This window comes from Microbacterium sp. zg-B185, assembly GCF_030246885.1.
Classification (GTDB): domain Bacteria; phylum Actinomycetota; class Actinomycetes; order Actinomycetales; family Microbacteriaceae; genus Microbacterium.
In genome coordinates this window covers 1980805-2003936 of record NZ_CP126739.1, presented here as the reverse complement: position 1 = coordinate 2003936, position 23132 = coordinate 1980805, and the positions used below count along the sequence as shown (strand labels likewise).

The 23132-nt window shown below is 69.2% G+C and carries 23 protein-coding genes and 1 pseudogene; 15 read left to right on the top strand and 9 right to left on the bottom strand.

Annotated elements, in window-relative coordinates:
- Positions 1 to 200: 200 nt before the first annotated feature.
- Positions 201 to 698 (bottom strand): Hsp20/alpha crystallin family protein, encoded by a 498-nt coding sequence (locus QNO12_RS09655; protein ID WP_257502460.1) that lies wholly within the window; start codon positions 696 to 698, stop codon positions 201 to 203.
- A gap of 256 nt (positions 699 to 954) precedes the next feature.
- Between QNO12_RS09655 and QNO12_RS09650 the strand changes: the two genes are divergently transcribed.
- Positions 955 to 1836, top strand: a complete 882-nt coding sequence (locus QNO12_RS09650; protein ID WP_257502461.1) for an alpha/beta fold hydrolase — start codon at positions 955 to 957, stop codon at positions 1834 to 1836.
- Positions 1837 to 1843: 7 nt separating this feature from the next.
- Here QNO12_RS09650 and QNO12_RS09645 read toward each other — a convergent pair whose 3' ends face one another.
- The 4 genes from QNO12_RS09645 to QNO12_RS09630 all read right to left on the bottom strand — a co-directional run bounded on the left by QNO12_RS09645 (position 1844) and on the right by QNO12_RS09630 (position 5021).
- Positions 1844 to 1996 carry a hypothetical protein gene (locus tag QNO12_RS09645; RefSeq protein ID WP_257502462.1) on the bottom strand — a complete coding sequence of 51 codons (153 nt, stop codon included), beginning with the start codon at positions 1994 to 1996 and terminating at the stop codon, positions 1844 to 1846.
- A 497-nt stretch (positions 1997 to 2493) separates the two neighbouring features.
- On the bottom strand, positions 2494 to 3192 hold the full coding sequence (locus QNO12_RS09640; RefSeq protein WP_257502463.1) for a LuxR C-terminal-related transcriptional regulator: 699 nt from the start codon (positions 3190 to 3192) through the stop codon (positions 2494 to 2496).
- A 212-nt stretch (positions 3193 to 3404) separates the two neighbouring features.
- Entirely contained in the window at positions 3405 to 3797 is a 393-nt protein-coding gene (locus QNO12_RS09635; RefSeq protein WP_257502464.1) for an ester cyclase, read from the bottom strand.
- Between the two features lie 96 nt (positions 3798 to 3893).
- On the bottom strand, positions 3894 to 5021 hold the full coding sequence (locus QNO12_RS09630) for a ScyD/ScyE family protein (RefSeq protein ID WP_257502465.1): 1128 nt from the start codon (positions 5019 to 5021) through the stop codon (positions 3894 to 3896).
- A 176-nt stretch (positions 5022 to 5197) separates the two neighbouring features.
- On the opposite strand from QNO12_RS09630, the gene QNO12_RS09625 reads away from it, so the two are divergent.
- Positions 5198 to 5542, top strand: a complete 345-nt coding sequence (locus QNO12_RS09625; protein ID WP_257502467.1) for a DUF2200 domain-containing protein — start codon at positions 5198 to 5200, stop codon at positions 5540 to 5542.
- Positions 5543 to 5631: 89 nt separating this feature from the next.
- Here QNO12_RS09625 and QNO12_RS09620 read toward each other — a convergent pair whose 3' ends face one another.
- On the bottom strand, positions 5632 to 6213 hold the full coding sequence (locus QNO12_RS09620) for a DUF2510 domain-containing protein (protein WP_257502468.1): 582 nt from the start codon (positions 6211 to 6213) through the stop codon (positions 5632 to 5634).
- A gap of 104 nt (positions 6214 to 6317) precedes the next feature.
- On the opposite strand from QNO12_RS09620, the pseudogene QNO12_RS09615 reads away from it, so the two are divergent.
- The 3 genes and pseudogenes from QNO12_RS09615 to QNO12_RS09605 all read left to right on the top strand — a co-directional run bounded on the left by QNO12_RS09615 (position 6318) and on the right by QNO12_RS09605 (position 8673).
- A pseudogene (locus tag QNO12_RS09615) lies at positions 6318 to 7290 on the top strand (squalene cyclase).
- Positions 7291 to 7294: 4 nt separating this feature from the next.
- Positions 7295 to 8047, top strand: coding sequence for an NUDIX hydrolase (locus tag QNO12_RS09610; RefSeq protein WP_257502469.1), 753 nt, complete (start codon positions 7295 to 7297; stop codon positions 8045 to 8047).
- A 68-nt stretch (positions 8048 to 8115) separates the two neighbouring features.
- Positions 8116 to 8673 carry a bifunctional nuclease family protein gene (locus tag QNO12_RS09605; RefSeq protein WP_257502470.1) on the top strand — a complete coding sequence of 186 codons (558 nt, stop codon included), beginning with the start codon at positions 8116 to 8118 and terminating at the stop codon, positions 8671 to 8673.
- On the opposite strand, the gene QNO12_RS09600 is transcribed toward QNO12_RS09605, so the two are convergent.
- Positions 8663 to 9379: an MBL fold metallo-hydrolase gene (locus tag QNO12_RS09600; protein ID WP_257502471.1), complete on the bottom strand. Its 717-nt coding sequence runs from the start codon at positions 9377 to 9379 to the stop codon at positions 8663 to 8665. The two genes, QNO12_RS09605 and QNO12_RS09600, sit on opposite strands and share 11 nt — an antisense overlap.
- 96 nt (positions 9380 to 9475) lie before the next feature.
- Here QNO12_RS09600 and QNO12_RS09595 point away from each other — a divergent pair, with 96 nt between their 5' ends.
- The 5 genes from QNO12_RS09595 to QNO12_RS09575 all read left to right on the top strand — a co-directional run bounded on the left by QNO12_RS09595 (position 9476) and on the right by QNO12_RS09575 (position 15208).
- Complete coding sequence (locus QNO12_RS09595) at positions 9476 to 10003, top strand: TetR/AcrR family transcriptional regulator (RefSeq protein WP_257502472.1); 528 nt, start codon at positions 9476 to 9478, stop codon at positions 10001 to 10003.
- Positions 10004 to 10190: 187 nt separating this feature from the next.
- Positions 10191 to 11645 (top strand): 30S ribosomal protein S1, encoded by a 1455-nt coding sequence (gene rpsA, locus QNO12_RS09590; RefSeq protein WP_257502473.1) that lies wholly within the window; start codon positions 10191 to 10193, stop codon positions 11643 to 11645.
- Positions 11646 to 11751: 106 nt separating this feature from the next.
- Positions 11752 to 12300 (top strand): GIY-YIG nuclease family protein, encoded by a 549-nt coding sequence (locus QNO12_RS09585; RefSeq protein ID WP_257502474.1) that lies wholly within the window; start codon positions 11752 to 11754, stop codon positions 12298 to 12300.
- A gap of 47 nt (positions 12301 to 12347) precedes the next feature.
- Entirely contained in the window at positions 12348 to 14027 is a 1680-nt protein-coding gene (locus QNO12_RS09580; protein ID WP_257502475.1) for a sensor histidine kinase, read from the top strand.
- Positions 14024 to 15208, top strand: coding sequence for a hypothetical protein (locus QNO12_RS09575; protein ID WP_257502476.1), 1185 nt, complete (start codon positions 14024 to 14026; stop codon positions 15206 to 15208). Before QNO12_RS09580 ends, QNO12_RS09575 begins: the two co-directional genes overlap by 4 nt.
- Positions 15209 to 15211: 3 nt before the next feature.
- Here the strand turns inward: QNO12_RS09575 and QNO12_RS09570 are convergent, their stop codons facing one another.
- Positions 15212 to 15958 carry a response regulator transcription factor gene (locus tag QNO12_RS09570; RefSeq protein WP_257502477.1) on the bottom strand — a complete coding sequence of 249 codons (747 nt, stop codon included), beginning with the start codon at positions 15956 to 15958 and terminating at the stop codon, positions 15212 to 15214.
- A gap of 384 nt (positions 15959 to 16342) precedes the next feature.
- On the opposite strand from QNO12_RS09570, the gene coaE reads away from it, so the two are divergent.
- The 3 genes from coaE to uvrB are packed head-to-tail and all read left to right on the top strand — an operon-like array spanning position 16343 to position 19775.
- Complete coding sequence (gene coaE / locus QNO12_RS09565; RefSeq protein WP_257502478.1) at positions 16343 to 16954, top strand: dephospho-CoA kinase; 612 nt, start codon at positions 16343 to 16345, stop codon at positions 16952 to 16954.
- A gap of 29 nt (positions 16955 to 16983) precedes the next feature.
- The gene (locus tag QNO12_RS09560; protein ID WP_257502479.1) at positions 16984 to 17646 is read left to right on the top strand and encodes a hypothetical protein; all 663 of its coding nucleotides are present in this window, start codon (positions 16984 to 16986) and stop codon (positions 17644 to 17646) included.
- A gap of 47 nt (positions 17647 to 17693) precedes the next feature.
- Positions 17694 to 19775, top strand: a complete 2082-nt coding sequence (gene uvrB, locus QNO12_RS09555) for an excinuclease ABC subunit UvrB (protein ID WP_257502480.1) — start codon at positions 17694 to 17696, stop codon at positions 19773 to 19775.
- Positions 19776 to 19788: 13 nt separating this feature from the next.
- On the opposite strand, the gene QNO12_RS09550 is transcribed toward uvrB, so the two are convergent.
- Entirely contained in the window at positions 19789 to 20025 is a 237-nt protein-coding gene (locus QNO12_RS09550) for a hypothetical protein (RefSeq protein ID WP_257502481.1), read from the bottom strand.
- 41 nt (positions 20026 to 20066) lie between these two features.
- Between QNO12_RS09550 and QNO12_RS09545 the strand changes: the two genes are divergently transcribed.
- Together QNO12_RS09545 and QNO12_RS09540 are read left to right on the top strand one after the other, a co-directional pair.
- Positions 20067 to 20510: a MarR family winged helix-turn-helix transcriptional regulator gene (locus QNO12_RS09545; RefSeq protein WP_257502482.1), complete on the top strand. Its 444-nt coding sequence runs from the start codon at positions 20067 to 20069 to the stop codon at positions 20508 to 20510.
- A 165-nt stretch (positions 20511 to 20675) separates the two neighbouring features.
- Positions 20676 to 23093 (top strand): 5'-nucleotidase C-terminal domain-containing protein, encoded by a 2418-nt coding sequence (locus tag QNO12_RS09540; protein WP_257502483.1) that lies wholly within the window; start codon positions 20676 to 20678, stop codon positions 23091 to 23093.
- Positions 23094 to 23132: the final 39 nt, after the last annotated feature.

The window sequence follows — 23132 nt, the reverse complement described above, 5'->3', positions numbered from 1 at the left end:
CGCGCGCCGGCGCCCGAGGGCGACGCCGCGCATACGAAGCCGGGTCCCCTCCCCGCAAGCACCAACAGACGAGGAGGGAACCCGGCAGCGTTCTCAGTCCGAGTTCACCCCGCGAATGGGGAGGCGATACGTGCTGAGAGCTAGCCCGCGCGTGCCGGGTCGCGCCCGCTGACGCACGTGGGAAGTGGTGGCTCGACGCATCACTGCGAGGGTCCCGATCCTTCCGAAGCTGCGCCGCTTGCCGGCGCGGCCTTTCCCGCGCCGCCGATCTCGCCCTGCGCGGAGCCGATGCTGATCTTGCGCGGAGACGTCCCGCCGCTGAGCGGGACGGTGACCTTCAGCACGCCCTTCTCGAACGACGCGGAGATCTTGCCGTCTTCTGCCTGCTCCGGTAGCGCGATGCTGCGGTAGAAGCTGCTGCTGCTCTCGCGCAGCACGTAGTTCTTGCCCTTGTCCTCCTGCTTCTCGTGCCGCTCGGCCTGGATCACCAGAGCGCCGCGGTCCACGGTCACCGAGACGTCCTTCTCGTCGAAATTGGGCAGATGTGCCTCGACGACGAGCGCGTCGTCGCCTTCGGTGTACACGTCGGTGGTCGGAAGCTTGCCGCGGCTTCCCCTGAGGAAGGTGTCGTTCAACAGGTCGTGGCGCAGCACTTCCAGTCCCATGAACGGGTCGAATCGCACGAGATTGCGAGCCATGATCTTTCCTCTCATACAGCAGAACAGTGACGCATCCGAGCAGACGCCGGATGCGTATGGCCACCCTCTGCTACCGGCCGCACATAGGGGCAGTGCCATTGGTCCCGTGGACGCCGCACCCCGGACGCGCCGGCGCGCGTGCCGGTCCCCGTGCTCTCCGCGCGGGGACCTCTGGCCCTGGCGTCTGTCGTCGGATCGGTGTTCGGTGACAGAGTGCGGCGCAACCGGCCGTTCGCCGCCACGATCGGAATGCGCCGTGGAGACAGAGCGGGACAGCGTAGGTGAAGGCCCGCGGGATGACCGCACCGGCGCCGATGGGAGCGCACGGGGCGTTCTGACCGGAGCGCTGGCGAAGCTGCGGGAGCGCCGGAACCGGCCGTCGCTGCACGTGGCGTTGGATGAGGGGACCGGACCGGTCGTCGTCCTGGTGCACGGCATCGCGTCCTCCTCGGTGACATTCGAGAATGTCGTGCCGCTGATCCGCTCCACCCACCGTGTGGTGGCCATCGATCTGCTCGGGTTCGGGGGCTCGCCCGCTCCGGAGGGCTCGACGTTCACACTGGAAGAACACGTCGATTACCTGGAGCGGACGCTCCGGCGGCTTGAGCTGCGACGACCATTCGTGCTCGTGGGGCATTCGATGGGCGCATTGATCGCGGCACGGTACGGCGCGCGGCGCTCCACGCACCTATCCGGACTGGTGCTGGTGAGCCCGCCGATCTACCTGCCGCCGGATGTCGTCGGGGATCCGATCGACCGCGCCGCGATGAAGATCTACCGGCAGGTCTACGACTTCCTGCGGGGAAACCCGGCATTCACCATCCGCAATGCCGCCTTCGTGGCGCGTCTGTCGCCGATCAAGAACGCGCTCGTCGTGGATGAGACCAACTGGACGGCCTTCGTCCTCTCGCTGGAGAACTCGATCGAGTCCCAGACCGCGATCACGGACATCGCAGCCGTGGACACCGGCATCCAGGTCGTGTACGGGACGCTCGACCCGTTCCTCGTGCCGGGTGCACTGCGGATCGTGGAACGGATGCGCCACGTCGCGGTGCAGAAGATCGACGGCGGAGACCACCTCATCCGCAAGCGGATGGCGCGCGTCGTGGCCGCCGCGGTCGATTCACTCTCCCGCTGATCGCGGTCTAACCCGGCGGGCCCTTCACAGCGCGCTGTAGCAGCTCTGCAGCGATGAGTGCGGACACGTCGATGGGCTGAGTCGGGGGCAGGTGGATGTCACTGGGCGTGATCGGGCGTGCGCCGGCCGATGGCTGACGGTTCCAGGTGTAGTCGTTCATGTCGCTCCTTGTGGGTGCCGAAGGGGTGGGCGAAGTCGGCTGTGTGGCTGAGTGGTCGCACAGAGCCGACTCCACACGTCATCTGCGCCGCGTGCGCGCAGATGACGTCGCAGGCGGCCGGGCAACGGTCGTTGGGCGGGGTCAGCCGCGCAGTTGCGCTCCAACGAGCGGCGATCCGGCGGAGTCCGCGCCATGGACCCGACCGGGCGGCTCGCTGCGATGAGAGGGATGGATGCCGTGGAAGGTGTGCCCGTGAAGCGAGGACAAGGCCGCGGAGCAGAACCGGTAGCGATCCATCGGCTCTCCTTCCTGTTGAGCGGACGTCGACGCGTTTCGGCGTCGCCGCCGCGAAGTGCCGGCACCACCACATTCCGTCAGAACCCCGCGTCGGTGGAAGTGCCATTGGTCCTCCGGCGGGCCAGCCGGGCCGGGCCGGGCCGGGCCGACTCACGCTCAGCCGGCTGCGGCGGAGCGGGGCACGGCTGGGTGCGCGGCGACTAGTTTCGGCTGCGAGGAGCGGGGTTCTCGGCGTGGGTCATGCTGTAGATCGCCGCCTGCGTGCGGCGTTGCACATGCAGCTTCGCCAGGACCGCAGAGGTGTAGTTCTTGACGGTCTTCTCCGCCAGACCCAGCCGCTCGCCGATCTGGCGGTTGGTCATGCCGGCGGCGATCAGGCTCAGCACCTGTCTCTCGCGGAGGGTCAGATCGGGAACGATCTCGTTCTGATCGGCAACTGCCCCGCCGGCCCCGGCCGGCGTGCCCGGCATCCGGTCTCCGCGTGCCGCGTGACGGACCGCGTCGTGCACATCGCCGGCCACCGCGTCATCGAGCAGATAGCCGTCCGCGCCCGCGTCTATCGCGGTCCGTCGGGTGCGTTCGACGTCGGCATGGCCGAGGATCACTAACTGGACATCGTCACGTTCATCTCGCAGGGTCCGCACGGCTTCTACGGCTTCGGTGGGCGCGCCGGTCCCGTCGATGATGGCGACGTCGGGCTCGGCCCTCTCCACCTCGGGCACGCACGATTCGACGCCGGCTGATTCCCCGACGACGACGAGATCATCGGCGTCTTCCAGCACGGCCCGCAAGCCCCGTCGGACGATGTCCCGGTGATTGATGACGAACACTCTTACATCCGAGTCAGGGACGTCATTGTCGTCCGCTGAGCCGGCACGCGTCACCGCGTCATCACTCATTCCCGCCGCTCCAATCCGGGTGCGAATAGCTAAGCACGGACGACGCGGCAATCAAGAGTGATTTCGTCTCGCCCGCCATAACGGCGGGACTTTAGTCCCATGGGGTGCGCGGCTGCGCGCCCCGGCCGCCGGGCGCCGGCAGGGCGTACCGGACTCAGACCGAGCGTCGGGTCCGGAGCATGCCGACAGCCCACGACGCAAGAGCGAGCGGCTCAGCCTCTCAGCTGGGCGAGCAGTTCGAAATCGCCGGTCGTGCCGGAGAATTCCACGACGCGTCGGTTCGCGACGCGGTAGATCGCGAACTCCGCCACATTGGCGTGACGTCGTGTCGGCGGAATGCCTCGGAATGCGCCGAGATGCGTGCCGCTTGCGCGCAGATGCGCGGCGAGACGATCGTCCTCCACGATGAGCTGGATGCGGCGCCACCGCCAGTCGGGGAATGCGTGGAAGAGCTCGGCCATGTCCGAGATCCACGCTTCCGCCCCACCGGGCAGGTGCGCACGCCGAACCGAAGGATCGACCAACTCTCGGACGGCGTCCAGGTCATGCCGGTTGCATGCGTCGAGGTACTCGGCGTACCACTCGCGCATCTCCCAGGGCTCCACCCCTTCATTATCGGCGCCCCGCCGAGGCCGTCCGGGACCGTACGCCTCGGTGCAGCGGCTCACGGGCGCGGGACTGGCCGCGCCCGTGAGCCGGGCTCAGCCGAGGTCGACCGCGTGCACCTCACCCGCGCCGGGCAGGATGGCACCGACGCTGACGTACGCGGTCTTGCCGTGAACGGCCACACCATAGGGAGCGAGCAGCCCGGCAAGGACGGCGGGGTGCTCCTCGGCTCCCGGCACGACTTCGCGCAGCGAGCCGATCGGCGGCTCCTCGCTCAGCAGGCTGCCGTCGCTGAATTGCACGGCGTACAGCGTCTGGTGCTGCCAGACGAGGCTCGTCACGTTGCTCAGACCGGTTGCGTAGACCGTCGGCTGCTGACCGGGAACGACCCGCCAGATCCGGGACTCCCCGGCAGGGAAGGGGAATCCGAGCAGCTCTGAGACGTAGTACGCGCCGTCGGGGCCGGTGACCACCTGCGTCGGCACCGACTGGGCGGGAATCGGGTCCCCTCCCCACGGCGGAACGGCGAGCACCGGCGGGAGCACGGCGAGCGTCGTGTCGGGCAGGTTGCCACCCACGCTGATGACCGCGTTCGCTCCGGCATCCGCCACCGCCCAGCGCTTGCTGTTGACATCGACGAATCCGCTGGGGTTGGAATCGACCTCCCCGCCGTCGGGGTTGGCTGCCGCCTCGTAGGCGGTCACATCCGCTGCGACGCTCAGCGCCCCGCCGATACGGCCGGTCAGCACGGTGCCCAGCGCAGCACCGCCCGCTCCGAGGACGGCGCGCTTGTCGAGGTCGCCCCCCAAGCCCATCAGCACGGCGATGGTGTTGCCCCGCACGCTCACGGCGGAGGGGCCGGTGGCGCCAGAGCCATCCGGGCCGGCCAGAGAGGCCAGACCGGTGACGATCCGGGTCTGGGTGCCGCGCCGTATCTCGGTCACAGCGCCGGTGTCGCCCAGGCACTCGCTGGCGGTGGGGTCTTCGGGGTCGGGCACGCAGACCCCGTCGCCGCCCGTGCCCGCCTCGGCGACGTAGATCGCTCCACCGGCGCCGATGGAGAGCTGACGCGGATTGTCCAAGCCGGTTGCGACCACCCAGGACTGCGGCGTGTCGGCCGACGCCGCCGTCGCGCCGGCGGACGCGACCGAGATCGCGGCGGCGAACGCGGTCAGAAGCGCGACCGCGGCTCTGCGGTTCCTGCGCGCGGACGGATGACTCATGATGGACCCCCAGCACATTGCTCGACGAAAAGAAACGGGTGATTCTTGGCGAATAGCATCGTGGACTGGGGTATTGTCCGCAAGGGGGTCGCCGCGTGGGCGGGACGCGATCGCGCACCCGCCTTCGAGGAGGCGCTCATCCACGCGCGGTCAGAGGGTCGCATTACACTCCTGGCATGAGCAGGATCTTCCGGACCAGCTTCGCGGCGGTCTACCCCCTCTACGTGGCCAAAGCCGAGCGGAAGGGCCGTACCAAGGAGGAAGTCGACGAAGTCATCCGGTGGCTGACCGGCTTCGACGAAGCCGAGCTCAGCCGGCATCTGGCCGACGGCGCCACCGTCACGGAGTTCTTCGCCGACGCCCGGCTGAACCCCGATGCCTCGCTCATCACCGGCGTGGTCTGCGGTGTCCGGGTGCAGGACATCGAAGATCCGCTGATGCGGCAGATCCGGTATCTCGACAAGCTGGTCGACGAACTCGCGCGCGGCAAGGCGATGTACAAGGTTCTCCGCGCGCCCTGACGCGGACCGCTCAATCCTCGCTCGAGTGCAGACCCCGACGCACCGCGATCACCGTGTGTCAGGCGCCGGGCGTGGCAGGCTCAGACGGATCAGGGGCGGTAGCGGTAGTGGTCGGACACGGTGTTGATCCACGTCGCGAACTGTTCGGCTTCGCGGTCCTGGCCGGTCGCAACGGGCGCGAGCCAGACCTGCCCGGCCACCTGGACGAACAGGTACGTCGTGTCCGCCCGCACGGCACGGGGCAGCAGCCGGGGGGTGATCGGCCCGCCGGGGCCGAACAGGGTGCGCGTGGTCGCCGGCTTTCCGAGGAGCCCGCGTTTGAGCAGCAGCGCCCCTGTCTCGGCGGAGGCTCGCGCACCGGCCGCCGGCTCGCTCAGCGCCCCGAAGTGGAGCCAGCGGCCGTCGACCACGACTCCGGCGAACGATCGCTCCTGGCCGGTGAACCTGGCGGCATCCGTCCATCGCGTCCCGTTCCACCACCGCTGACGGCCGCGCCCGTCGTCGTACCAGCCCTCTTCTGCCGAACCGCTGATCGCGGGTCCTGCGTCGGCCCGCAGTTCGATGGCGGGTTCACTCAGGTCGACGTAGTGCGCGCTCCAGCGTGTGCCGTCCCACCAGCGCTGCTTTCCGCTGCCGTCGTCGTACCAGCCCGCTTCGGCTCCGCTCGCCATGCATCGAGGGTAGATGCCTGCCGCAGCCGTGGCCACCGCAGGTTCGGGCAGCCCGTGTTCCTCCGCCCTTGGCGCACGTCGGCACCACGTCCTACCGTGTGGGCATGGACGTGACTTCCTGGCTGCTTGACTCCGATCCTGTGCTGCGGTGGCAGGTCGAGCGCGACCTGCTCGACGCCCCGGCCGAGACCTGGCAGGCCACCCGTGCGCGCATCGCGACCGAGGGGCACGGTGCGGCCCTGCTGGCACATCAGGACCCGGACGGGCAATGGGCGGGCGGGGCGTTCTTCCCCGCGGACCGAAGCGACGACGAAGCCGGTCAGCCCTGGACGGCGACGACATGGACGCTGACGACGCTGCGCGAGTGGGGACTGGATGCCGCCGCCCTGGCCGGCACGGCCGAAAAGCTGGCCCGCAACTCCCGGTGGGAGTACGACGACTCGCCGTACTGGGACGGTGAGGTGGACGTGTGCATCAACGCCATGACGCTGGCCAACGGCGCCTGGCTCGGCGCGGATGTCGCCGGGCTGGCTCAATGGTTCCCCGATCATCAGCTCGCCGACGGCGGATGGAACTGCGATTGGGTGGACGGCTCCACCAGGTCCTCGTTCCACTCCACCATCAACGCCCTCGTCGCGCTGCTCGAGTATGAGCAGCGGACCGGCGGGACCGCGCAGCTGCGGGCGGCACGCAAGCGGGGAGAGGAGTACCTGCTGGAGCGGCGCCTGCGCTACCGGCTGACCACCGGCGAGGAGGTCGGCTCGTGGGCGAGCACGATCCTCTATCCCTTCCGCGCGCCGTTCACGGCGTTGAAGGCGGTCGACTACGTCACCCGTGCGGCGCGTCACGACCGCGAGCCGCTCGATCCGCGTGCGGCGGAGAGCCTCGAGCTCGTCCGATCACGGCGTCGGCGTGATGGCACGTGGCTGCAGGAGGACGACATCCCCGGCCGCATGTGGTTCCCGCTCGATGTGCCGCCGGGGCATCCGTCGAAAGTGGATCACGTTCCTCGCGCTGCGCGCTCTGGACGAGACGGCGACCGACCGTCTGCGCGCCGAGCCTTCCGGCGTAGCCTGAACGGATGCCATCCGACTCCGCCCCCCAGCGTGCCCGTGCGCAGCTCATCAGCGTCGCGAAGGCCGCCGCAGCCGGCCTGGGCGGAGCGGAGTTCGACGTGCTCTCCCGCGTACCGCTGGGGGAGAACCCGCGTCGTGCGGCGGTGCTGGTGCTGTTCGGCATCCTCGACTCGCTCTCCAGCGAGCACCAGGCGCAGTCCGACGCGCTCTCCCGCGATCTCGACCTGCTTCTGCTCTCGCGTGCGACGACGCTGCGATCGCACCCGGGGCAGGTGGCACTTCCCGGCGGCCGCGTGGATCCGGAGGATGACTCACCCATCGCCGCTGCCGTGCGCGAGGCTCGCGAGGAGACCGGGCTCGACCCGGCCGGGGTCGAGGTGCTCGGCACACTGGAGGATCTGCCGCTGGCGTACTCCCGGCATCTGGTGACTCCCGTGTTGGCGTGGTGGCGGCATCCGTCACCCGTGCACGCGGTGGACCACGCCGAGTCGGCCGATGTCTTCCGGGCACCCGTCGCCGACCTGGTCGACCCCGCGAACCGCGGCGTGACGGTCATCCGGCGCGACGGCCAGGAGTGGCGCGGACCCGGCTTCCTGGTGGGTCAGGGTGAGGACGCTCACCTCGTCTGGGGGTTCACCGGCATGCTGCTGGACGGGCTGTTCACTCGCCTGGGCTGGACCGAACCGTGGGATGACACGCGCGAGCTTGCGCTGGTCCTGCCCGACGAACCTGCCGCGGCCGGTGCAGCGCGGTCCTGATCCTCTTCTGGCCGGCGCGCAGCAGGAGCCTACGATGGGACACACGCGCCCATGAGGCAGGAGGGCCGATGATCCAGGTTCGCGTCGCCGGAGTCGCGCTCGACCCCACAGGCCAGCACGTCATCCTGCTCAAACCGCTGGACGAGATCGCCGGTGAGGGTCGCATCCTCCCGATCTGGATCGGTCAGATGGAAGCGACCTCCATCCTGGTCGCGGTCGAGGGGGCTGCGGTGCCGCGTCCCCTCGCCCATGACCTGATGCGATCGCTGCTGGACTCGCTGGACGCGTCGGTGACCGGGGTCGCGGTGACCCGCATCGAGGAGGGCACCTTCTACGCGGAGGTCACGCTCTCCAGCAGTCTGGGGCAGCGTGTCGTGGACGCTCGGCCATCGGATGCCGTTGCCCTGGCTTCGCGGGTCGGCGCGCCGATCTGGGTGGCCGACGCGGTCATGGATGATGCCGGCGTGCCGGACACGGTCACCGAGAGCGACATCGAAACCGAGCTCGAGGCGGAGCTGGAGAGCCAGCTGGAGAGCGGTGCCGAGACGGCGATCGAGGCCGAGCAGCGGCTCGACGAGTTCAAGCGATTTCTGGACGACGTCGATCCGGACGATTTCAAGGGCTGATGCCCTCGCGCACGGCAGCCGCCACATCCGCAGGCCGCCCCTGCCATGGGGCGCCGTGACCGGGCAGCACCCAGCCGGCCGCCACCGTCGCCAGGCGTCCGAGCGATTCCAGCGCGCGCGACGGTTCGTCGGTGAACGGCGCGGGCTGCATGCCCGTCCGTCCGGTCAGGACGTGCCGTGTCGTCAACGCGTCGCCGACGAAGAGCGCATCTGCGAACGGCACGTGCACGGCGATGCTGCCGGGGGAGTGACCAGGCAGCCCGATCACGACCGGCGCGCCGGGCAGCGGTAGGACCTCTCCGTCGTTCACCTCCACCACCTCGGTCAGGTAATGCGTCCGCATTCCGCCCTTGCGCAGCGCATAGGCGAAGAACCGCACCGTGGCGCCGAGGCGCATCGGCCCCATCGTCAGCTTCGGCTTGTCACCGCCCCGGGCGCGATCGGCGTCCGCGGCGTGCACGTAGACCGGAACGCCGTGCGCCTCGCGGAGCCGCTCGGCGAAACCGATGTGGTCGCTGTCTCCGTGCGTGAGCACGACGCCGCGGACCTCCTCGATGGACCTCCCCATCGCCGTCAACTCGGCCCGTAGGTTACGCCAGTGTCCCGGCAGGCCGGCGTCGATCAGCGTGATGCCCTCCGGTGCGTCGACCAGGTAGGCCGCGACGACGTCGTTGCCGATCCGGTGCAGGTGCGGTGCGAGTTGCATGCGTTCTCCTCGGTGGGTGCGGGTATTGATGGCTATGGTACATAGCTATGATAGCTTTGGTCAATAGCCATCGTCACCATCGTCTGGAGCCCGCTCATGCCTACGCCGGAACGCACATCGCTCGCCGAGATCGTGGCCGCGGGACGCAGCATCCTGGAATCGGCCGGTCCCGCCAAGCTCACGATGCATGCGGTCGCCGAGCAGGTGGGGGTCCGCGCGCCGTCGCTCTACAAGCGGGTGCGCGACCGCGACGCGCTGCTGACACTGGTGGCAGAGGAGACGGCGAACGACCTGGCGCGTCAGCTGGAGGCATCGGACGGCTCGATCGGGGGGCTGGCGCGCACGTACCGCTCGTTCGCGCACCGGTATCCGCAGGGATTCCGTCTGCTCTTCACCGCGGACGGCGCCGAGGCGGCGATGGCCCGTGCCGCCGTGCCGGTGCTTCGGGCCACCGGCGAACTCGTGGGGGCGGATGCCGCGCTCGATGCCGCGCGCCTGCTCACGGCGTGGGCGACCGGCTTCGTGAACATGGAGCTGTCGGGATCATTCCGGCTCGGGGGAGACGTGGAGCAGGCCTTCGCGTACGGACTCGAGCGGCTGACGGCAGCACTGGGGGCGCGCTGAACCGATGGCCGCAGCGCGAAATAATGCGGGCCACAGCAGCGTTCTGGTACTGTGAAACGTCACCCTCGTGGCTTCATTGCCATGCGTGCGTGACATTCGCAATCCAATCCACCCCGCTGAGGCCGCAGGCAGCTGTCTGCCCGTGCGTCCCAGCCCGATACCCAACCCAACAAGGACAACCCACTACATGACTATCGCAACGACCGCCCCGGCCACCAAGCAGGTCGCCATCAACGACATCGGATCTGCTGAGGACTTTCTGGCCGCGGTCGAACTGACTCTGAAGTTCTTCAACGACGGCGACCTCATCGAAGGAACCGTTGTGAAGATCGACCGCGACGAGGTCCTCCTCGACGTCGGGTACAAGACCGAGGGCGTCATCCCCTCGCGTGAGCTTTCCATCAAGCACGACGTCGACCCCAACGAGGTCGTCAAGGTCGGCGACACCGTCGAGGCGCTGGTTCTCCAGAAGGAGGACAAGGAAGGTCGCCTCATCCTGTCCAAGAAGCGCGCGCAGTACGAGCGTGCGTGGGGCGACGTCGAGAAGATCAAGGAGACTGACGGTGTCGTCACCGGCTCCGTGATCGAGGTCGTCAAGGGCGGGCTCATCGTCGACATCGGCCTGCGCGGCTTCCTGCCCGCCTCGCTGATCGAACTGCGCCGGGTCCGCGACCTGACGCCGTACCTCGGCCAGGAGATCGAGGCGAAGATCCTCGAGCTGGACAAGAACCGCAACAACGTGGTGCTGTCGCGTCGTGCACTGCTCGAGCAGACGCAGTCCGAGTCGCGCACGTCGTTCCTGAACAACCTGCACAAGGGCCAGGTCCGCAAGGGCACGGTCTCGTCCATCGTCAACTTCGGTGCGTTCGTCGACCTGGGTGGCGTGGACGGCCTGGTGCACGTCTCCGAGCTCTCCTGGAAGCACATCGAGCACGCCTCCGAGGTCGTCGAGGTGGGCCAGGAAGTCACCGTCGAGATCCTCGAGGTCGATCTGGACCGCGAGCGCGTCTCGCTGTCGCTGAAGGCGACGCAGGAGGACCCGTGGCAGGTCTTCGCCCGCACCCACGCGATCGGTCAGGTCACGCCGGGTAAGGTCACCAAGCTGGTCCCGTTCGGCGCGTTCGTTCGCGTCGCGGACGGCATCGAGGGCCTGGTGCACATCTCGGAGCTCTCCGGCAAGCACGTCGAGCTCGCGGAGCAGGTCGTCTCGGTCGGCGAAGAGGTCTTCGTCAAGGTCATCGACATCGACCTGGAGCGTCGTCGTATCTCGCTGTCGCTGAAGCAGGCGAACGAGTCGGTCGACCCCAACGGCACCGAGTTCGACCCGGCCCTGTACGGCATGGTCACCGAGTACGACGAGAACGGGGAGTACAAGTACCCCGAGGGATTCGACGTCGAGACTCAGGCGTGGAAGGAAGGCTCCGACGCCGAGCGCGAGAAGTGGGAGCTCGAGTACGCAGCCGCCCAGGCGCGCTGGGAGCAGCACAAGGCTGCCGTCGCCAAGGCCATCGAGGCCGAGGCCGCGGCTCCGACCGAGACCAGCTCCGCGTCGAGCTCGTTCGCGTCGGACAACGGCAACAGCGGCACCCTGGCCGACGACGAGGCGCTCGCCGCGCTCCGTGAGAAGCTCTCGGGTCGCTGATCCTCAGCAGTTGCACACAGCGAAGGCCGTCACCCCCGGGTGGCGGCCTTCGCCGTTGCCGCCGTGGTCGGCAAGCGGTGTCCGGCCTCCCGCGTAGCATGCGGACGTGCCCACCTGCTGCGTGATCGACGGCTGCCGCAGCCCCGCGCCGCCGGATGCCCCGCTCGATCTGTGCGAGCCTCACCTCGTCGTGGCGGCGGAATGGGCGAGCCGCGAACTCGGCGCCCCTGACCTCCTGCCGGCTCCGTGCCGTCTGTGCGGCTCGCGCCTCGGAGTCCGCTTCCCCTCCGGCTGGCTCTGCGCCGTGTGCGAGTGGACGCACGGCGAGCTGGTCGACGCCGAGCTGCCGCCGCCGCGCGTGGACGTGGTGTACTACCTCCGGTTCGAGGATCGGGTGAAGATCGGCACCAGCGGCAACCCGCGGCAACGGCTGGCCGCCATCCGCCATGACGACCTGCTCGGATTCGAGCGTGGCGACCGTCGCCTCGAGCATCGCCGACACGCGCAGTTCCTGGACGAACGATTCGATCGCACGGAGTGGTTCCGCCTGTCGGACCGGCTGCGCGCGCACATCGAGACGGTGCGATGTGGGGCGCAGGATCCCTGGGATCTCTACGCGCGATGGCTCAGCGAGGCTGCGGCGCTCCGGGGCTGACGCCGTTTCCGGGGCGCAGGGGCGGCGGCATCCGTTACCGTCGCGGTATGGCCGTTGCAACCCAGACCGTCCCGGAGGAGCCGGTGCCCCATCCGCGCGCCCGCCGCTTGACGTGGCTGCAGGAGGACTTCGTCGACCGCACCCGTGCCCGGGCTGCGACGCTGAACCAGCTCCTGCTGGGGTCGGTCGTCTTCGCGCTCGCCTTCATGATCGCGTTCGGGCCGTTCGCGGGCGATGTGGTGCTGTTCTTCACCGGGGTGGTCGTCATCGCCGTCGTCACCGGTGCGACGCTGGTGATCCCGTGGAACCGAGTGGCCCCCGGCTGGGTGGCACTGGTGCCGGCCGTGGACATCGTCGCCATCACGCTGATCCAGGTGTCGGCTCCGGGATCCGCGCTCGGACTGCTCTGGATCTTTCCGACCACGTGGCTGGCAGCCGGGTTCGGACTGTTCGGGCTGATCGCGGTGGTCGTGGCAGGGGTCGGCATCGCCGCGCTGCTGACGGCCCTGAACCAGCACTTCACGTATGCGACGCTGCTGCTGCCGCTGGTGCTGATCGCGGTGGCCACCACCAGCCACCTGTCCGCACGCCGCTCGGATGCCCAGCGGATGCTGCTGGCCAAGCAGTCGCACCTGCTGCGGCGGCTGCTGGAGCGCACCCGCCGACAAGAGCAGGAGCTGACGGAGGTGCTGGATGCCGTCGACTTCGGCGTGATCCGCATCGCGCCGGACGGCCAGGTCGCCGTGACGAACGAGGCACACGGCCGACTGCAGCAGATCGTCCTTCCGGTGGAGGACGCCGCCGGCGATGTCCCCGCGTTCCGCGACGACGGGCGCACCGCTCTGCCGCGGGAGGAGCTGCCGCTCGAGCGCGCGCTGCGCGGCGAGGCGTTCGACGGCCAGATCGTGTGGTTCGGCGGGGAGCCGGGGCCGCGGCAGGCGCTCAGCATCACCGCACGCCGCCTGACCGATTCGTCCGGGCAGGATGCCGGAGCCGTCCTGGTCTCGCGCGACGTGACCGCGGAGCTGAACGCACTGCGGGCCAGGGAGGACCTGGTCGCCTCGGTCTCGCACGAGCTGCGCACCCCGCTGACCTCGATACTGGGCTACCTGGACCTCGCCATCGAGGATCCGGAGCTTCCCGACCACGTGCGGTCGAACCTGGACATCGCCGAGCGCAACGCGGAACGCCTGCTGCGGATCATCGCCGACATCCTGGCGGCCTCGAGCACGTCCACGTCGGTCGCGGCGTCCCTCTCGCCCGTGCCCACGGACGCGCGCGACATCGTCCGGGCGTCGGCGGAGGCGCTGGCCCCGCGCGCGGCAGGCAGATCGATCACCATCGACACGAGCGGCCTGGAGGAGGCCATCCTCTGGGCCGATCCGCTGCGCATCCGCCAGGTCGTGGACAATCTCCTCTCCAACGCGATCACCTACAACCGCGAGGGCGGGACGGTCTTCCTCGGCACCACCGGCGACGGGGTCTCCAGCTGGATCCTGGTCCGCGACACGGGCACCGGCCTGACCGAGTCCGAGCGCGCCCGCCTGTTCCAGCGCTTCTACAAGGCTGGACCGTCGCGGCGTGCGGGCACCGGGCTGGGTCTTGCGATCAGCAGGGACATCGTGCGCGCGCACGGCGGCGAGCTCGGCCTGCACAGCGCGCCCGGCGTCGGTACGACCTTCATCGTCAAACTCCCCGCAACAGCCCCGGAAGGGACCCCCGCATGAACCTCGCCCTCGACCTCGCCAGCGTGCTGGTGATGAGCGCGCTGGTGGTCAACGTCAGTGGCCTCCTCTTCATCGTCGGCACGCTGCTGCGTCGCGATGAAGGCGCCGGGCGCCTCTGGGCCCTCGGCTTCCTCGCCGCGATGCTCACGACGCTGGCGTACCTCATCTGGGCTCGGTCTCCGGAGGCCTGGTGGGCCGTGGCCGTCGGGAACGGCGCCTTCGTGGCCGGCACCGGCTGCATGTGGCTCGGATGCCGTCGCTTCAACGATCACCGCACCGACTGGCCCGCGGTCGTGGTGGCCGCCACCAGCGTGGCCGCGGCCGGCTCGGTCTACGTGGCAGGCCCGGACGGAGGCGATTGGGCCGGGGCGCTGTGGATGTTCATCCCGCTGATGGTGCTCGCCGGCGCCGCGTCGTGGGAGTGCGTGCGCGGGGAACTGGGCTCCTCGCGCACCGCCTGGGCGCTGTCGGCGGTGTTCGGCGTCCAGTCGCTGTTCTTCCTCGGCAGGACGATCGTCTACTTCACATCCGGAGTGGACAGCGACCTGTTCCAGAATGCGTTCGGCACGGTGGCGGCCAGCTTCGTCACGGTGACCCTTTCCATCGTCGCGGTCGTCGCCACCTCCGTCCTGCGCGCCCCCCGCGCGCCGATGCGCGCTCACCTCCGCCCCCCCGGGTTCGGCACCCGTGACGGCATTCTGGCGCAGGACGTGTTCCTCGGCGCGCTGGAGGACCTCGCCGAGCGGGCTGGCCACCGGTCGGAACTGATCGGGGTCATCGCGGTGCGCATCGACGACCTCGAGCAGATCTCCACGGCCTTCGGCAGCGATGTGGCCCGCACCGTGACCGAGACCTGGCGCGCCGGTGTGCGCCGCCACGCGCCCTCGAACGCCTTCGTCGCCGAGGACGGGCCGGGTGGACTTCTGGTCGGAGGCCTGATGGAATCCCCCCGGGAAGCGCGCCGTCAAGCCGGGGCCATCTACCGCGGGCTGTTCGATGATCTGGGCGCCGTCGGCGCCGACGGCGCCCTGGGCGCGGTGATACCGGTCGTCGGGGTGGGCGTCGCGCTGAGCGACACGACCGGCTACGACCCGCAGGCGCTGTCCGCCGTCGCGCGCGGCGCGGCGCGGCGCGCCGCGACCAGCGTGGACACCTCGATCCTCGTCGGCGAGGCCGAGTAGGGCTCAGGCCGTCAGGCGGTAGCCGACTCCGCGGACCGTCTCGATCCAGCGGGGACTCGCGGGCGACTCGCCGAGCTTGCGACGCAGGTTCGCCACGTGCACCTCGATCGCGCGCGCATCGCTGTCGCTGAAGAACTCGGTGCCGGTGACCTGCTCGCCGCGCAGCATCGTGGCCAGGTCGGACTTGGCGCGCACGCGACGGCCGGAGCGCAGAAGCTCCGCGAGAATGTCGAACTCGCTGCGGGTGAGGTCCAGGCCTGTCCCCTCGAGCGTCACGACGCGGGTCTGCGGGTTCAGCCGCACGCCCTGGTGCTCCAGCCAGCCCACCGGGGAGGCGTCCACGTTGTCGGGGGCGGGGGAGGATCCGGTCGCGAGGTGGTGTCGCGGCCGCCGCAGCATCGCGTCGATCCGCGCGCGCAACTCACGGGGGCGGAACGGTTTGGCCACGTAGTCGTCCGCACCGGCTTCCAAGCCCTGCAGCGCATCGATCTCCTCGGTGCGCGCGCTGAGCATGACGATGTAGGTGGTGCTGATCGCGCGGATCCGCTTCGCCGTCTCGAAGCCGTCCATGCCGGGCATGTTGACGTCCAGGGTCGTCACCAGCGGCGAGTGCGTGCGGACCAGCGTCAGACCCTCCTCGCCGGTGGCACCCGCGTGCACGGCGAATCCTGCCTGCGACAGGACGGCAGACAGCAGCGACCGGATGTCTTCTTCATCCTCGATCACCACCGCGACGCGTGCTTCGTCCACTTTCGCACCCTCCGGCGCGGACGACTCGATGGCCGGCGCCTGAACGTCGGTAATGATATCCCAGAAGGCGGCCTGAAACTTCCTGTCCGGGTCGCTCATCACGGCGCCAGAGGAACGGTGTGGGATGGCGATCGCCCCCACGATCGCCATCCCGCCGTACCGAAACCAGATCCTGCACGTCGCAGCTGCGCTGCGTGACGCGGACGGACGGCGCGAGATCCAGGCGTCGCACGATCGCGTCCGCCTGTCATCGCATATCCTCCCCCAGAGGCCGTCCCAGGATCTGCTTCCTTCGGGTGCAACCGACGATACGCGGCCGGACTCAATTCCGGCTCAGGAGCTCCTCAGGACTCCCCAAAGTTCTGAGCATGGCATCCTCGATGCATGCCACTCGTCGCCCTCACCGGAGGCATCGCGTCCGGAAAGTCCACCATCGCACGGCACCTCGCCCAGCACGGAGCCGTGGTCGTGGACGCCGACCTGGTCGTGCGCAGCGTCCAAGAGCCCGGTTCCCCGGTGCTCGCGGCCATCTCCGGCGAGTTCGGCGAGGTGATGCTGCGCCCCGACGGCTCGCTCGACCGCGCTGCGCTGGGCGCGCGCGTCTTCGGCGACCCCGCCGCCGTCTCGCGGCTGAACGCGATCGTGCACCCCGCCGTGCGGGTCGAGTCGCAGCGGCAGTTCGCGGCCGCGTTCGCGGCCGACCCCGACGCAGTCGTCGTCTATGACGTGCCGCTGCTGGCCGAAGCGCGCCTGGGCGACCCGTGGGACCTGATCGTCGTGGCGCATGCGCCGGCCGACGTGCGCCGACGTCGCCTGGTGGAGCTGCGAGGGCTGTCCGAGCAGGAGGCCGCGGCCCGCATCGCATCGCAGGTCTCCGACAGGGAGCGGTTGGCGATCGCCGACGTCGTGATCGACACCGCCGGATCGCTCGAAGACACCGTGCGCCAGACCGACGAGCTCTGGATGAGGCTGTCTCAGCAGACCTCTCGCGAGTAGCCTGGAACCCGCAGCAACGGAGGTGCGCCATGGGCATTCTGTCGAGGTTCCGCAGACGCAGGAGCCCCTACACGGCGGTCAGCGAGGAAGAGCAGATCTCGCGCTACGTGTACCTGCTGAACACCCTTCCCGCGAGCGTCATCGAAAGCGCCCATGCCTCCGCGTTCGCCGACGTGCCGGTGGCACGTCGGCGCGAGATGTTCGAGCAGCTGCGCCCCTTCATGTCGGCGGCCGAGCAGAACGCTTCGCCGGAGGACCCCTCGATCCTGGCGAAGCTGGTCAGACGAGCCGAGGAACGGCGCATGGGCCACGCGGCAGCCGGCGGCGCACCGGATGCCGCGGCCGAGGACGCGGTCAGGGCCAGGACCGCGGTCGCCGATCGCAGGGAGTACGTCGACCCGCGTGAAGTGATGATGCAGACCGGTGTCATGGCCCTGGTCGCGTACCAGTTCGTCGGGGCGACGTCGGTGATGACGTACTTCACGGTCGGCGCCGGTTCGCTGATCCTCGGCGACCAGCCCGGCTGGCTGGGTGAGATGGTCAGTCCCGGCGCGGGGGGAATCGACGCAGCCGGGCACGGCGGATTCGACGGCGGCGGATACGGCGGCGGCTACGACGGCGGCGGCTACTCCGGCGGCTTCGACGCCGGAGGGTTCGGCGGCGGCTTCGACGGGGGCGGCGGCTTCGGCTGACGGCGAACGTCCGCCGTGATGTCCGAGGACGCGTTTAGCCTGGACTGATGCAGACGACACGATCCGTGCGGCCATTCGAGGTCGTCAGCGAATACGTCCCCTCGGGGGATCAGCCGCAGGCGATCGCCGAACTGACAGCCCGTATCAACGCGGGTGAGACGGACGTGGTGCTGCTCGGTGCCACCGGAACGGGCAAGTCGGCGACCACGGCCTGGCTCATCGAACAGGTGCAGCGACCCACCCTGGTGCTGGCGCACAACAAGACCCTCGCGGCCCAGCTGGCCAATGAGTTCCGCGACCTCATGCCCAACAACGCGGTGGAGTACTTCGTTTCGTACTACGACTACTACCAGCCCGAGGCGTACGTGCCGCAGACGGACACCTTCATCGAGAAGGACTCCTCGGTCAACGCCGAAGTCGAACGCCTGCGTCACTCGACCACGAACTCCCTGCTGAGCCGCCGGGACGTCGTGGTGGTCTCCACCGTCTCGTGCATCTACGGCCTCGGCGCGCCCGAGGAGTATCTGCGTGCGATGGTCGCGCTGCAGGTGGGGGAGCAGTACGACCGCGACGCCCTGATCCGCAAGTTCATCGCGATGCAGTACAACCGCAACGACGTCGACTTCTCCCGCGGCAACTTCCGTGTCCGCGGCGACACGATCGAGATCATCCCGGTGTACGAGGAGTATGCGATCCGAATCGAGCTCTTCGGCGACGAGATCGAAGCGCTGTACATGCTGCACCCGCTGACCGGCGACGTCGTGCAGAAGCTGGACTCCGTGCCGATCTTCCCGGCCTCGCACTATGTCGCCGGCACCGACACCGTGCAACGGGCGATCGGCACCATCGAAGCGGAGCTGGCCATCCGTCTGAAGGAGCTGGAGTCGCAGGGCAAGCTCCTCGAGGCGCAGCGCCTGCGCATGCGCACCACATTCGACCTCGAGATGCTCCAGCAGCTCGGATTCTGCTCCGGCATCGAGAACTACTCGCGCCATCTCGACGGACGCGCACCCGGCGAGGCGCCGCATTGCCTGCTGGACTTCTTCCCCGAGGACTTCCTCGTCGTGATCGACGAATCGCACGCCACCGTCCCGCAGATCGGGGCCATGTACGAAGGCGACGCCTCGCGCAAGCGCACGCTCGTCGAACACGGTTTCCGCCTGCCCAGTGCGATGGACAACCGGCCGCTGCGCTGGGACGAGTTCAAAAATCGCGTCGGTCAGACCGTGTACCTGTCGGCGACACCGGGCCGGTACGAGATGGGCATCGCCGACGGCGTGGTCGAGCAGATCATCCGCCCGACCGGGCTGGTCGATCCGCAGATCGTGGTCAAGCCGTCCAAGGGCCAGATCGACGATCTGCTCGAGGAGATCCGCGTGCGGGCCGAACGCGATGAGCGGGTGCTGGTCACGACGCTGACCAAGAAGATGGCCGAGGAGCTGACCGACTTCCTCAGCGAGCACGGAGTCCGGGTCCGCTATCTGCACTCCGACGTCGACACGCTGCGCCGCGTTGAGCTGCTGACCGAGCTGCGCGCCGGGGTGTACGACGTGCTGGTCGGGATCAATCTGCTCCGCGAGGGGCTGGACCTGCCGGAGGTCTCCCTCGTGGCGATCCTGGATGCCGACAAAGAGGGATTCCTCCGTTCCGGGACCTCGCTGATCCAGACCATCGGCCGGGCAGCTCGAAACGTCTCCGGCGAGGTGCACATGTACGCCGACACCATCACCGACTCGATGAAGGCCGCGATCGGAGAGACCGATCGGCGCCGCGAGAAGCAGGTCGCGTACAACCTCGAGCACGGCATCGATCCGACACCGCTGCGAAAGCGGATCGCCGACATCACCGAGGTGCTGGCCCGGGAGGGCGCCGACACCGCCGACATGCTCTCTCGGCGGCACGCCGCGATGTCCAAGTCCGGCAAGGGCAAGTCCCCGACGCCGCGCCTGCGCCGAGAGGGGATCGCCGCGGAGGGCGCCGATCAGCTCGAGGCCACGATCGCGGATCTGTCCAACCAGATGCTGGTCGCCGCCGGCGAACTGAAGTTCGAACTGGCGGCGCGTCTGCGCGACGAGGTGCAGGACATGAAGAAGGAGCTGCGCGCCATGGAGCGCGCCGGGCATGCGTGAGCGCGCCCGGCGGTCACGGGCAGTGCATCAGCGGCTTGGGACCGGATCGGTCGAACGTGTGGGCCGTCATCGGGTGACCGCACAGGGGGCACGCCCGGTCGGCCCGCTCGGCCACTGAGGGCGGCGGCGTCGTCTCGTACGGACCGACGGCTGCCGGGCCGGCCAGGCGGATGAGGTTCGTGTTGAACCACGCGTACCAGCCGCCGGCTTGGCGGACCCGCTGCCGGAGGGGCATCCTGTCGTCACTCATGTGATTAGTGTACTAACTATTCGTGTCGATATGATTCCCTCATGACCGAGAACATCCTGGCGCTGGAGAACCAGCTCTGCTTCGCCATCGTCACGGCCGCCCGCAACGTGGTGGCCCTGTATCGGCCGGTTCTCGAGCCGCTCGGGCTGACACACCCGCAGTATCTCGTCCTGCTGGCGCTGTGGGAGAAATCCCCGCGCTCGCTCGGCGAGCTGGCGGGGGAGCTGGCGATGGAACCGGCGACGCTGTCCCCGCTCATCAAGCGGCTGGAATCCCAAGGGCGGGTCACCCGCACCCGGCGCAGCGACGACGAGCGGGTCCTCGACATCGCCCTCACCCGGCAGGGCGAGGCGCTGCGCGAGGACGCGCTGCGGGTGCCACACCAGATCATGGCACGCGTGGGGATGGACGCCGCCGAGATCTCCGGCATCCGCGAGGCGCTGGTGCGTTTCGCCGGCCGTGCGCCCGTCGCAGCGGAACGCTGAGCGACCGCGAGCGGCCGGTTGCGGACGCAACGGTGAACTGTCGCCGAGCCCATTGGCAAGTCGCGGATCGGCTTCTAGGCTTTTTCGAGGTGCAGCGTGGCACCGACAACGCGCGCAGCCCCGGCGGTAATCGTCCCCCCATCGATCCGACCTCAGAGGATGTCCATGCGATCCCGGTCACAGTCCCTCTCCCGCACCGGCCGACGGCTCTCCGTCGCAGCTGCAGCCACGATCCTCGCGCTCGGCGCCGGTGCCCTCACCACCCCGGCAGCCCATGCCGCACCCATTGTCGTTCAGATCCTCGCCACCAACGACTTCCACGGTCGGATCCTCAACAACACGACCAACGGCGAAGCCGGAGCAGCGGTGCTGGCCGGTGCCGTCACGCAGCTGCGTGCGGAGAACCCGAATACCGTCTTCGCCGCGGCGGGTGACCTGATCGGCGCCTCCACGTTCGAATCCTTCATCCAGAGCGACAAACCGACGATCGACGCCCTCAACGGAGCGGGCCTGGACGTGTCGGCGGTGGGCAATCATGAACTGGATCAGGGCTACGCCGATCTGGTCGAGCGCGTGATGGCGCCGTACGACCCGACCACGAACCCCTACGGCGGCGCCGAGTGGGAGTACATCGCGGCGAACCTGAGGGTGAGATCCACCGGCGAACCGGCGGTCCCCCCCACGTGGATCCAGGAATTCGGCGACGTGTCGGTGGGCTTCGTCGGTGCCGTCACCGAGGAGCTGCGGGCTCTGGTCAGCCCCGGGGGAATCGCCGACATCGACGTCCTGCCGATCATCGAGTCCGTCAACACCGAAGCCGCGGCACTCGTCGCCGGCGGCGCGGACCTCGTCGTCATGCTGGTGCACGAGGGCGCCCCGACGACGGACTGCGCGACCATGGACGACACCGGCCCATGGGCCGACATCGTCAACAACGTCTCGGCCGACGTGGACGCGATCGTATCCGGCCACACCCACCTCGCGTACGACTGCTCGTTCCCGGTCGCGCAGTGGGCGAGCGAAGGACGTGCCGTCACGGACCGCCCGGTCGTCTCCGCCGGGCAGTATGGCACCAACCTCAACCAGCTCCAGTTCACCGTCGACGGCGCGACCGGTGCGGTCTCGGCGGTGTCCCAGGCGCTGCTGAAGCTGGAGGATCCGGTCGAGTCGCCGCGCTACCCGGCCGACACGGCCGTCGCGGGAATCGTGTCGCGGGCCGCGACGGAAGCCGACGCCCTGGGCGCGGTGGAGCTGGGCACGATCGGCGGACCCTTCAACCGTGCACAGGTGCTCAACGCGGAGGGCGCGCGCATCGAGAACCGCGGCGGCGAATCCACGCTGGGAAATCTGGTCGCGGAGGTGCAGCAGTGGGCGACCGAGGCGCCGGAGTCCGGTGCCTCCCAGATCGCGTTCATGAACCCGGGCGGCCTGCGCGCCGACATGACCGGAGTGGACCCCGGCGACGGATCGTATCCGCGGGTCGTCACGGTCCGTCAGGCGGCGGCGGTGCAATCCTTCGCGAACACCCTGGTCAACCTGCAGCTGACCGGGGCGCAGATCAAATCCGTGCTCGAGCAGCAGTGGCAGCGGGACGCCTTCAACAAGCTGCCCACGCGGCCCTTCCTGCGCTTGGGGGTCTCGGAGGGCTTCGAGTACACCTACACGCAGCAGACCGTGTCCGAGCAGGAGCTGGACAACCCGACCACTCCGGAGGACGAATCGCTGCGCGCCCCCTATTCGGCTCCGCAGGGCACCGTGACCGGAATGTGGCTGCACGGCGAGCCGATCGACCTGACCGCGAGCTACTCCGTGACGGTCAATTCCTTCCTCTCCACCGGCGGCGACAACTTCCGCGAGTTCGCGAACGGCACCGGCAAGAGGGATACGGGCAAGGTCGACCTGGCGGCGATGGTGGACTACATGGGCGCCTTCGCCGCATCGACGCCGCTTCCCGTCGACTACGCGCAGCACGCCGTGGAGGTCGCGTTCCCGCAGGACGCGCCGACTGCCTACGAGCTCGGATCCACGGTGGCCTTCGACGTCCGGTCGTGGTCGATGACCCATGCGACCGACGTGCGCGACTCCGAGCTGATCGTCTCGCTCGCCGACCGGGTGCTGGGCACGTTCCCCGTGGACTCGACGCCCGGCACGGCACCGTACGACGACTACGGGACGGCCTCGGTCGCTGTCGAGCTGCCGGCGGACGCCCCGGTTGGCGCGATCGCGCTGACCCTGACCGGCGCGGCGACCGGCACGTCGATCGAGGTTGCGCTCACCACGGTCGACCGTGCCGGCAGCATCACCATCGGCATCCCGAACAAGCTGTACGCGAAGCAGAACGCGGCCATCCAGTATCGGGTGCTGGTGCTCGCGGAGGGCGCGACACCGGTGACCGGGGAGGTCACGATCCGCGACGGCAGCGAGGTGATCGCCACGGCCACCCTCACCGCCCAGGACCACGGGACCGTCAAGGTGACGCTCCCGGCCCTCGGCCGGGGCGTGCACGCGCTGTCTGCGTCGTATGCCGGCAGCGACACGGTCAAGCCGTCCACCAGCGGAACCGTTCCGGTGATCATCCGGTAGCGGCGCATCTGGCAACAGCCCGTGAAGGCGGGGTCTCCG

Coding starts and splice junctions, on each gene's coding strand:
- QNO12_RS09580 (WP_257502475.1), top strand. CDS start 12,348: ATGGCCGTTGCAACCCAGACCGTCCCGGAGGAGCCGGTGCCCCATCCG.
- QNO12_RS09620 (WP_257502468.1), bottom strand. CDS start 6,213: ATGGCGAGCGGAGCCGAAGCGGGCTGGTACGACGACGGCAGCGGAAAG.
- coaE (WP_257502478.1), top strand. CDS start 16,343: ATGCCACTCGTCGCCCTCACCGGAGGCATCGCGTCCGGAAAGTCCACC.
- QNO12_RS09560 (WP_257502479.1), top strand. CDS start 16,984: ATGGGCATTCTGTCGAGGTTCCGCAGACGCAGGAGCCCCTACACGGCG.
- QNO12_RS09625 (WP_257502467.1), top strand. CDS start 5,198: ATGAGCAGGATCTTCCGGACCAGCTTCGCGGCGGTCTACCCCCTCTAC.
- QNO12_RS09600 (WP_257502471.1), bottom strand. CDS start 9,379: ATGCAACTCGCACCGCACCTGCACCGGATCGGCAACGACGTCGTCGCG.
- QNO12_RS09540 (WP_257502483.1), top strand. CDS start 20,676: ATGCGATCCCGGTCACAGTCCCTCTCCCGCACCGGCCGACGGCTCTCC.
- QNO12_RS09595 (WP_257502472.1), top strand. CDS start 9,476: ATGCCTACGCCGGAACGCACATCGCTCGCCGAGATCGTGGCCGCGGGA.
- rpsA (WP_257502473.1), top strand. CDS start 10,191: ATGACTATCGCAACGACCGCCCCGGCCACCAAGCAGGTCGCCATCAAC.
- uvrB (WP_257502480.1), top strand. CDS start 17,694: ATGCAGACGACACGATCCGTGCGGCCATTCGAGGTCGTCAGCGAATAC.
- QNO12_RS09645 (WP_257502462.1), bottom strand. CDS start 1,996: ATGAACGACTACACCTGGAACCGTCAGCCATCGGCCGGCGCACGCCCG.
- QNO12_RS09575 (WP_257502476.1), top strand. CDS start 14,024: ATGAACCTCGCCCTCGACCTCGCCAGCGTGCTGGTGATGAGCGCGCTG.
- QNO12_RS09605 (WP_257502470.1), top strand. CDS start 8,116: ATGATCCAGGTTCGCGTCGCCGGAGTCGCGCTCGACCCCACAGGCCAG.
- QNO12_RS09630 (WP_257502465.1), bottom strand. CDS start 5,021: ATGAGTCATCCGTCCGCGCGCAGGAACCGCAGAGCCGCGGTCGCGCTT.
- QNO12_RS09610 (WP_257502469.1), top strand. CDS start 7,295: ATGCCATCCGACTCCGCCCCCCAGCGTGCCCGTGCGCAGCTCATCAGC.
- QNO12_RS09640 (WP_257502463.1), bottom strand. CDS start 3,192: ATGAGTGATGACGCGGTGACGCGTGCCGGCTCAGCGGACGACAATGAC.
- QNO12_RS09545 (WP_257502482.1), top strand. CDS start 20,067: ATGACCGAGAACATCCTGGCGCTGGAGAACCAGCTCTGCTTCGCCATC.
- QNO12_RS09655 (WP_257502460.1), bottom strand. CDS start 698: ATGGCTCGCAATCTCGTGCGATTCGACCCGTTCATGGGACTGGAAGTG.
- QNO12_RS09550 (WP_257502481.1), bottom strand. CDS start 20,025: ATGAGTGACGACAGGATGCCCCTCCGGCAGCGGGTCCGCCAAGCCGGC.